The following is a 1,267-nucleotide window of genomic DNA, read 5'->3' as shown; positions in this document are numbered from 1 at the left end:
GGCCCGAAAGAAAGGTAGGAGGCCATGACGAAAGGTCTGCACGTGCCTTCCGAGATCGGCAAGCTCAGGAAGGTCTGCCTGCACCGTCCCGGCGACGAGCTCCTCAACCTGCCGCCCGACGAGCTCGAGCGACTCCTGTTCGACGACGTCCCGTTCCTGGAGGTCGCGCAGCAGGAGCACGACACCTTCGCCCAGATCCTTAAGGACCAGGGCGTGGAGGTGCTCTACCTCGAGAACCTCGTCGCAGAGGTGTTCGACCAGGTCCCCGGCGCCCGCGCCGAGTTCACCGACCAGTACATCGCCGAGGCAGGCATCCGCGGCCAGCAGATGCCGCAGATCGTCCGCGAGAAGCTGGACTCCATCGAGGACAACCTCGAGTTCGTCAAGAAGACCATGGCCGGCATGACCAAGGCCGAGATCGACATGCCCCTCACGGCGTCCACGACCCTCGACTCCCTGGTCAACTCCGAGTCCGAGTCCGACCTGATCATCGACCCGATGCCCAACCTCTACTTCACCCGCGACCCGTTCGCGGTCGTCGGCGAGGGCGTCAACCTCAACCGCATGTACTCGGTCACCCGCAACCGCGAGACCCTGTACGGCAAGTACGTCTTCAAGTACCACCCCGACTACAAGGACGTCTCCCTGTACTTCCGCCGCGACTGCCAGTTCCACACCGAGGGCGGCGACGTGCTGAACATCAACGAGAAGACCCTCGCCGTCGGCATCTCCCAGCGCACCCAGGCCGCCGCGATCGACGTCATGGCCCAGAACATCTTCTGGAACTCCGACTCCAAGGTCGAGCGCATCCTGGCCTTCGACATCCCGGTCTCCCGCGCCTTCATGCACCTCGACACGGTCTTCACTCAGATCGACGTCGATAAGTTCACGATCCACCCCGCCATCATGGGCACCCTGCGCGTCTACGAGCTGACCGCCGGCAAGAACCCGGGCGACGTGAACATCCGCCTGATCGAGGACACCCTCGAGCACGTCCTGGAGGACGCCACCGGCGTTGACCAGGTCAAGCTGATCCCCTGCGGCGGCGGCGACCCGATCGCGGCCTCCCGCGAGCAGTGGAACGACGGCTCCAACACCCTGTGCGTCGAGCCCGGCAAGATCTGCGTCTACGCCCGCAACACCGTCACCAACGACGTGCTGTACAAGGAGGGCCTGGACCTTCTCGTCGTGCCCTCCGCCGAGCTCTCCCGCGGCCGTGGCGGCCCGCGCTGCATGAGCATGCCCTTCTGGCGCGAGGACCTCTAAG

The 1,267-nt window shown here is 65.0% G+C and carries 1 protein-coding gene; it reads left to right on the top strand.

The features are described from left to right. The first annotated feature begins 24 nt into the window (after positions 1 to 24). The gene (gene arcA / locus DWX63_RS11050; protein WP_117584235.1) at positions 25 to 1,266 is read left to right on the top strand and encodes an arginine deiminase; all 1,242 of its coding nucleotides are present in this window, start codon (positions 25 to 27) and stop codon (positions 1,264 to 1,266) included. The last annotated feature ends 1 nt before the right edge of the window (position 1,267 follow it).

This window comes from Collinsella sp. AF20-14LB (genome assembly GCF_003459505.1).
In the GTDB taxonomy this organism is placed as follows: domain Bacteria; phylum Actinomycetota; class Coriobacteriia; order Coriobacteriales; family Coriobacteriaceae; genus Collinsella.
The sequence above is the reverse complement of the archived record's forward strand: the minus strand, read 5'-3'. Positions and strand labels throughout refer to the sequence as shown.